At 70.1% G+C, this 8,281-nt stretch carries 4 protein-coding genes and 3 pseudogenes; 6 read left to right on the top strand and 1 reads right to left on the bottom strand.

All coding sequences use genetic code 11. The features are described 5' to 3' along the window. Nucleotides 1-796: 796 nt before the first annotated feature. The 6 genes and pseudogenes from pdhA to AC08OT_RS16820 all read left to right on the top strand — a co-directional run bounded on the left by pdhA (nt 797) and on the right by AC08OT_RS16820 (nt 7,072). Nucleotides 797-1,963, top strand: a pseudogene (gene pdhA, locus AC08OT_RS16845) (pyruvate dehydrogenase (acetyl-transferring) E1 component subunit alpha). Further along, the gene (locus tag AC08OT_RS16840; protein WP_476593973.1) at nt 1,960-2,955 is read left to right on the top strand and encodes an alpha-ketoacid dehydrogenase subunit beta; all 996 of its coding nucleotides are present in this window, start codon (nt 1,960-1,962) and stop codon (nt 2,953-2,955) included. The pseudogene pdhA and the gene AC08OT_RS16840 overlap by 4 nt, the downstream one beginning before the upstream one ends. A 4-nt stretch (nt 2,956-2,959) precedes the next feature. Continuing rightward, a pseudogene (locus AC08OT_RS16835) lies at nt 2,960-4,209 on the top strand (dihydrolipoamide acetyltransferase family protein). A 72-nt stretch (nt 4,210-4,281) separates the two neighbouring features. Continuing rightward, nucleotides 4,282-5,319: a prephenate dehydratase gene (gene pheA, locus AC08OT_RS16830; protein WP_476593974.1), complete on the top strand. Its 1,038-nt coding sequence runs from the start codon at nt 4,282-4,284 to the stop codon at nt 5,317-5,319. 359 nt (nt 5,320-5,678) lie between these two features. Beyond that, nucleotides 5,679-6,557: a hypothetical protein gene (locus AC08OT_RS16825; RefSeq protein ID WP_476593975.1), complete on the top strand. Its 879-nt coding sequence runs from the start codon at nt 5,679-5,681 to the stop codon at nt 6,555-6,557. After that, a complete protein-coding gene (locus AC08OT_RS16820) occupies nt 6,557-7,072 on the top strand; it encodes a WS/DGAT domain-containing protein (protein ID WP_476593976.1) in 516 nt (171 codons plus the stop codon). The genes AC08OT_RS16825 and AC08OT_RS16820 overlap by 1 nt, the downstream gene beginning before the upstream one ends. A gap of 398 nt (nt 7,073-7,470) precedes the next feature. On the opposite strand, the pseudogene AC08OT_RS16815 reads toward AC08OT_RS16820, so the two are convergent. Further along, nucleotides 7,471-8,232: pseudogene (locus AC08OT_RS16815) on the bottom strand (CapA family protein); the annotation flags it as partial. Nucleotides 8,233-8,281 lie beyond the last annotated feature (49 nt).

Genomic DNA, 8,281 nt, shown 5'->3' with positions numbered 1-8,281 from the left:
ACACGACACGCCCGCCGGGGCCCGACTCGGCGAGGATCGGGCCCGCACGGCCCTGACCAGGCAGATTCACTCCCGTCGCCGGGTGAGATGATAATCACCTCAAGCCCCCGGGGTCGGTTTTCCAGGGTTACGTCAGACTCGCTACCCCCGCCTCTTCGGCGAGTCGACTTACGAAAGTATTTCTACCTGATGCGCGGCGCGCTCCATGCATTAATGCCGGGTCGGGGCCCGCGCGATGACTATCAAGGTGATTATGGACACGATCCAGCCGCCAACGGGGGGTGGAAAATCAGAGAACCAGAGCCAAGAAGTTGAGCGGAGGAGGATCGTGACCACGGACGGCGCCCGAACCGGGCAAGCCGGCGAACCGGGACAGCTCAAGCGAGGCCACGGCTCCCCGCACCTCGCTTCCTGATCGTCGGGCCTGGCCTGGGCGGCTCACCTGGACGGTGAGAAGCCCCCCTCGTCCTGGCCAGGCTGTTGCTCAGGTCCCGCACCTCGACTCGGAGCCCGGAGCTCGATGTCCGGAGGCCGGAGCCCGGAGCCCGAAGTCCGGAGCCCGAGACCGCGAGTCAGCACGCATCGAGGACCGCGCTGGCCAAGCGGACCTTACTGGTGATCGTGCACCGGCGCTCCACTTCCGCGAGACCGACCAGGTTCGCTGCTGGACGAGTCCTCCCCAGTTCGCCCGCCAGCCCACGGACGGTTCCGACCTGCATCAGCAGCCGGTCAACGGCGGCGTAGATCTGACCGGCATCCCCGAGCCCTTTCCGCCACCAACTGCCGAAGGTGGACCATGACAATCCTCGACGACAGCACCGCGCCCGGCCTCGTCGGGCCGCCGAGCTCCCACGGTCCGCGTCGTGACCCGGCTCCGCTCCTGCCCGACCCCGAGCCGGTCCAGGTCCTCGGCAGGAGGCTGCGGGGAAGGTCGACACCGATCTGCTGCGCGTCCTGTACCACCGCCTGGTGCTGGGACGGCGCTTCAACCAGCAGGCCACGACCCTGGCCAGGCAGGGCCGCCTCGCCGTGTACCCGGCGTCCACCGGCCAGGAAGTATGCCAGATCGCCGCGGCCATGGTGCTGCGGGAGTCGGACTGGCTGTTCCCCAGCTACCGCGACACGCTGGCGGTGGTATCGAGGGGCGTGCGCCCGGTGGACGCGCTGACGCTGATGCGCGGGAACGCGCACAGCGGCTACGACCCGTGGGAGCACCGGATCGCGCCGCTGTCGACTCCGCTGGCCACCCAGGCCTGCCATTGCGGTGGGCCTGGCCCACGCCGCCCGCCTGCGCGCGGCCTCGGATCCGTGGGCGGCGGAGGACGTCGTGGCGCTTGCCCTGATCGGCGACGGCGGTACCAGCGAGGGCGACTTCCACGAGGCGCTGAACTTCGCCGGGGTGCTGAACGCGCCAGTGGTGTTCCTGGTACAGAACAACGGCTATGCGATTTCGGTGCCGCTGGCCCAGCAATCCGCGGCACCGACGCTGGCACACAAGGCGGTGGTCCATGGGATCACTGGTCGCCTGGTGGACGGTAACGATGCGCCTGCGGTGCACGGTGTGCTGCGCACGGCGGTCGAGCACGCGCGGTCGGGTCGCGGCCCGGTGCTGGTCGAGGCGGTCACCTACCGGCTGGAGGCGCACACCAACGCCGACGACGCGACCCGCTACCGCACCTCGGAGGAGGTCGCTGCCTGGCAGGCCCGCGATCCGCTGATGCTGCTGGAGCGGCAGCTGCGCAAGGCCGGTCTCCTCGACGACGCCGGCGTCGCCGCAGTCGCGCAGGCCGCCGAGGAACTCGCCGCCGAGATGCGCGCCCAGTTCGATCGTGCGCCTGATCTCGATCCGGGCTCGCTGTTCACGCACGTCTATGCCCAGCCGACCAGCCAGCTTCGTGAGCAGGCCGCCGAGCTGATGGCCTGGCAGGCCGCGGACGTAGCCAAGAGCGACGACGCACGATGAGCGCCGCGACCATGGTGCAGGCCCTCAACGCCGCGCTGCGCGACTCGCTGCGCGAGGACGCGCGCGTCCACATCCTCGGCGAGGACGTCGGCACCCTCGGCGGCGTCTTCCGAGTCACCGACGGCCTGGCCGCCGAATTCGGCGCGCAACGCTGCCTGGACACCCCCCTGGCCGAGGCAGGCATCCTCGGCACCGCCGTGGGCATGGCCATGTACGGCCTGCGGCCCGTCGTGGAGCTGCAGTTCGACGCCTTCGCCTACCCCGCGTTCGAGCAGCTCGCGTCGCATGTGGCCAAGATGCGCAACCGCACGGCCGGGAAGACCACGCTGCCGATCACCATCCGCATCCCGTACGGCGGCGGCGTCGGCGGCGTCGAGCACCACAGCGACTCCAGCGAGGCCTACTACGCGCACACCCCCGGCCTGCACGTCGCCACCGTCGCCGACGGCTACGGGCTGCTCCGCTCGGCGATTGCCTCGGACGACCCGGTGGTCTTCCTGGAGCCAAAGCGGCTCTACTGGTCTACGGACGACCGGCCCACGGACGACCGGTCTACGGACGGCTTCTCTCCGGTCGAGGTGCCGCCGATCGGCCGGGCAGTGGTCCGCCGGACCGGTACCTCGACGACCCTCCTGACCTACGGCCCCTCGCTCCCCGTGTGCCTCCAGGCGGCCGCGGCCGCGCGATCGGAGGGCTGGGACCTGGCGGTGGTCGACCTGCGCTCGCTGGTCCCCTTCGACGATGAGACGGTCTGCAAGGCGGTCCGCGCCACCGGACGCGCCGTTGTGGTCCACGAGGCCGCGGGTTTCGGCGGCGTCGGTGCGGAGATCGCCGCCCGCGTCAGCGAGCGGTGCTTCCACCACCTCGCCGCCCCCGTCCTGCGGGTCACCGGCTTCGACATCCCTTACCCGCCCCCCATGCTCGAACATCACTACCTTCCCAGCGTCGACCGCATCCTCGACGCTGTCGCCCGACTCCAGTGGGAGCAGTAACACCGTGGCCGCGGTACGCGAATTCCCCTTCCCCGACCTCGGCGAGGGCCTGACCTCCGCCGAGGTCGTCCGCTGGCTTGTCGGCGTCGGGGACGTCATCACCGTCGATCAACCCGTAGCCGAGGTCGAGACCGCCAAAGCCGTCGTCGAGGTGCCCTGCCCCTATGCCGGCGTCGTCACCTCCCTCGCGGGCCTGGCCGGTACCAGTGTCCCGGTCGGCACACCACTGATCACCGTGGCCGTCAGCGAGCCGGCAGCAGGGCGAACGGGCTCCGGGAACATCCTCGTCGGCTACGGCACCAGCACGGACCCCCCCGAGCCCGCCGCCGACGGCGCGTCGGCGCACCCGGGCCGGCACCCGGGCCGGCGACGCCACTCGGGCCTTCCGCCCAGACCGTGGTCCAGCCCATGGTCAAGGTCGTCTCGCCCCTCGTTCGCCGCTTCGCCCGCGAGAACGCCGTCGATCTCCGAAAACTCGTCGGCACCGGCCCGGAGGGGCTGATTCTGCGCAGGGACGTGGAGACCGACTCGACCGTCGTCCCGCTGGACCCGCTGGCGCGGCGCGCGGCGGAGACGTTCGTGCGCAGCAGGCGCGAGGTGCCGGATGCCACCTGCTGGGTCGACACGGATGCCACCGCACTGCTCGCCGCCAAGGACACCCTCAACGACACTCCCAACGACACCCTCAACACGGGGGGCACCGAGCCCAGAATCGGTCTCCTGGCGATTCTGGCCCGCATCTGCGTCGCCGCACTGGTCCGCTTTCCCGCGCTCAACTCCGCCGTCGTCACCGACGCGGACGGCCGCGCGACCGGCGTGCGCCACCACGCCGCCGTCCACCTGGGATTCGCCGCGCAGACCCCGCGCGGCCTGGTCGTGCCCGTCGTGCACCACGCTCAGGGCCTGACCACCGCTCGACTGGCCGCCGAGATCGCCCGGTTGACCGCCGCCGCCCGCGCGGGCACGCTCACTCCCGCCGAGCTGACCGGCGGCACGTTCACGCTCAACAACTACGGCGTCTTCGGTGTCGACGGCTCCACGCCCATCATCCACCACCCCGAGGCCGCGATGATCGGCATCGGCCGGATCGTCCCCAGGCCCTGGGCGGTGGACGGCGAACTGGCGGTCCGCAGGGTCGTGCAGCTCTCGTTCACCTTTGACCACCGGGTCTGCGACGGCGCCACCGCCGGGTCCTTCCTGCGCTTTGTCGCCGACGCGGTCGAAGACCCCATGGTGCTGCTGCGCCACCTCTGACCACTGCACCTCTGACCACCGCTTTACCAGCAGGCGATGACCGCTGCCCGCCCCGGTCCTAGGAGGTCTGTCTTGCCTGCTTACTCCCCCCGCTACACCTATCTCGGCCCTGAGGGGACCTTCACCGAGGCCGCGCTGCGGACGCTGCCGGCTACGGAGACGCATGAGCTGTTCCCCTCTCTCTCCGTGGCGGAGGCGTTGGACGCGGTCCGCAACGGGGACGCGTCCGGCGCGCTGGTACCGATCGAGAACTCCGTCGAGGGGGCAGTGACCGCCACGCTGGACGAGCTCGCGACCGGCAAGCCGCTGATGATCTGCCGCGAGGTGCTGCTACCGATCAGCTTCGCGCTGCTCGTGCGGCCGGGCACCACGCTGGAGGACGTCAAGACCGTCACCGGCCACCCGGTCGCCCGGGCCCAGGTACGCCGCTGGCTCGCGGCTCACCTGCCGTACGCGGAGTGGGAATCGGCCGCGTCCAACGCCGAGGGGGCCCGGCTGGTGCGGGAGGGGCGCTTCGACTGCGCCTTCGCCGGGGAGTTCACCGCGCGGCGCTACCGGCTGGAGGCCCTCGTGACCGACATCCACGACGTCCCCGACGCCACCACCCGTTTCGTCCTGCTCGGCCGTCCAGGCCGCGCCACCGCGCCGACCAACGCGGACAAGACGTCCATCGTGGTGTGGCCGGCCGCGGACGAGCCGGGCGCGCTGCTGGAACTCCTGCAGGAATGGGCCGTTCGCGGGGCCAACCTGATGCGGATCGAGTCCCGGCCGACCGGCGAGGGCCTGGGCCGGTACTGCTTCTCGATCGACGCGGAAGGACACGTCAGCGACCGCCGGGTGAGCGAGGCCCTGATGGGGCTGCACCGGATCTGCCGGAAGATCCGCTTCTTGGGGTCCTACCCCCGCGCCGACGAGGTCGCCCCGTCCGTGCCCCCGAGCATGACGGACCACGAGTTCGTCAGGGCCGCCGACTGGCTCACCCGCTGCCTGGACGGCCGTGGCGAGGACTGGGCGGCGTGCGGACTGGGATGCCTGCGGACACGATCCGGCGGCCATTGTGCGGTGCGTCTGATGAAGCGGTGCCATAGCCCTTTCGTGGTGATGTCATAAACGCGTCATTATCTTGCGCTGGCAACGCCATATCCGATTGTCGCCAAATGATGGTGCTGTACGGTGCTCTTTTCCCCATTCGGGGCTATTCCGTGGAGACGTGCGACACAGACCCCCGGCGGCCTGCTCGGAATCAGGAGTAATAGGTACATGGGCCCATGTGTCTTTGAATTCGTAATGAAGTAATTAATGCAAGCCAATATGCGTCTTCGCAGGTCACGGGCTCGCGAGGACCCCGAAGTGAACAAGTTATTTCATTCCGAATCCTTTGGCGTGTTGACGTGTCAATCTGGTGAAGTTGCCCAGCCCGATTCCCGGGCCCGCGTCCCGCGCCCCCGGACGGGGCGGGGGAGCGTCTGATGGCCCTGCTCGACGTGGTCACGAAGGCCGGTTCCGAACGGGCGTACGCCCGTCCACTGACCTCGGGTGACCGAGCCTACCTCGCCTTCACCCGGCTCAATCCCGGGGAGTTCCAGGACGTCGGTGCGCTGCTGTTCATTGACGGCCCCCCGCTGGAGCTGGCGGACCTGCGGGCGCACGTCGCCGAGCGGCTGCGCAACCCCCGGGCACGGATTCTTACCGACCGTCTCGAGACTGTCGCGGTCCGGTGCTCCGGTCGCCGCCCGACGGCGAACGAGACCCTCTGGGTCTCCGGTCCGGGCATGAACGTCGACGATCACGTCGTCGCCCTGGACCTGCCGTCCGCCGCCGGTGCCAGCGGTGCCGACCGGGGCGTCGGTGGTGTCGGCGATGCGCGGCTGCGTGCCGCCGTCGACCGCATTGCCGCCCAGCCGATCGACATCAGCCGGCCGCCGTGGATGCTTTACCTGCTGCGCGCCCCGGGGTCGTCCGGGACGGTGCTGGTGTACCGGACCAGCCACATCCAGCAGGACGGCTTCGCGCTCTACCAGGCGCTGCACCTGCTCTTCGGGGGGAGGGCGAACTCGACCTCGGTCTGCCCCCCGCGATCCGTCGGCCGCGGCCCTCGGACTACGCGGGTTTCGTCGGCCGGGGGCTACGTTGCCTGGCTCCCACCCGTGCCCTCGACGCCTGGGGCGGACCGCCGGCCGGGCCGGCGCGACATTCCTGGGTCACCACCGATCTGGGCACGCTGCGCGCCGTGGCTCGCCATCACGATATCACGGTCAACGACGTCTATCTCGCCGCGCTCGCCGGGGCGCTGCGGACGTGGTCCCTTCCCGAATGGCGCCGGGACCGGCAGCCCCTCCACGCGCTGATGCCCATCAGTTTCCGGACCGCCGCCGAACGGAACGTGCTGTCGAACTATTCCTCGGGCGTGCGTGTCCCGCTTCCCTGCGGGGAGCCGGACCCCGGCCGGCGGTTGGCGTGGATCGCCGCGGAGACCCGTCGCATGAAGAAGGGCGGGCTGGGGGTGGTGGAACGTCACCACTTCTCCACCATGGCGACGATTGCCTCGCCCCGCATGCTCGCGGGCGCCGCCGCTTCCCCGGCCCAGACCCGGAAGATGGCCCTGATGGCGAGCAACGTCCGAACGATGCGCGGGCCGCTGGCTGTCGCGGGACGTGCGGTGACCGGGCTGGTCGGCACGGGCCAACTACTCGTCGGACGTCAGCATCTGGCCATCGCCATGCTGGGCATCGACGAGCGGGTCGGTGTCACGTTCGTGGCCAGTGCCAGCGTGCCGAACCACGCCTGGCTGGGGCAGCTGTGGCTGGCGGAACTCGACGTGCTCAGCCGGCTGGTGCCCCCACGCCGGCGTGAGCGTGCCTGACGGACCGGTCCTGATCTTCCGGCCTTCGTCGCTGGCCGAGGCTGCCGAAGCGCTGGAGCACACCATCGAGGGTTCGCTCCTGGTTGGCGCAGCGACAGCACGCCGGGTGCGTTGAGGTCGAACTGTGTCCCGAAGTCGCGGCTGATCCTGGTGAGAACTCCCCGTAGCCACCCCGCGTCTTCGGGTACAGCGCGCCACAACCGCATCCGCCGTGCCTGCAGGGGCACCATCCGCAGGCCGGTCAGCGTCGCGCCGGGCGGGTCGGTGGAGATCTCGGCGGAGACGAAGTACGCCAGCCGCAGGTCGTCCCGGTACGTTTCGTAGCCGGTAATACCCTCGTAGTCGTTGATGAAGTCGCCACAGCCGTACAGGACAAGCCGGTCCCGGTACACCTCGACGGGACGCGGATGGTGCGACGAGTGCCCGTGCACGACGTCGACACCGCCGTCGATGAGCCGGTGGGCGAAGCGGATCTGGTCGTCGTCTACGTCATAGCCCCAGTTGGATCCCCAGTGGATGGAGGCGACGACGAGGTCACCGGGGCGCTTCGCCCGCCGGGCGCGGGTGGTCACCTCCTCGGCGGTGGCGTCCGACAATTCGGGGACGACGTCTAGGCCGCCCCGGCCCGGGGCCGCGGCCCACGCCCGTGGAATGCCGCTGGAGGGCAGGCCGAACGAGAAGACCAGGACCCGCCGGCCCCCGCCGAGCGGGACCATGGCCGGTTTGCACGCCTCGTCCGCGTCGCGCCCGGCTCCCACCGCTCTCAGCCCGGCCGCGAACAACGCGTCGAGGGTCTCGACGAGCCCTCGGTGGCCGGAATCCAGCAGGTGGTTGTTCGCCAGCACGCACACATCGGGCCGGGCGGCGGCCAGGCAGGGAAGGTTGTCCGGACTCATCCGATAATGAACCGCCTTTCCGGCGGCGAAGTCATCGCACCGGGTGATGCTGTTTTCCAGGTTCACTACCCGAACATCGGGCTGGACCTCATCCAGCACGGGCAGTGCGTCACCCCAGGGCCAGGCGAAGTCGACCGGGCGAGGAATCGGGCCGTTCGCTGCTTCAGCCAGCTCGACATAGGCGCGGGCATCCCGGATATATCTCTCGGAAAGTCTCGGGTTGCCTGGATGCGGCAGAATCTGGTCGACGCCGCGGCCTAGCATCACATCGCCGCAGAGGAACAGCGTCACTGTGCCGTCGTGCACGGTTCCA

The sequence above is a fragment of the Frankia sp. CgJB1 genome (assembly GCF_977947065.1).
This window is presented reverse-complemented; position numbering and strand designations above follow the sequence as displayed.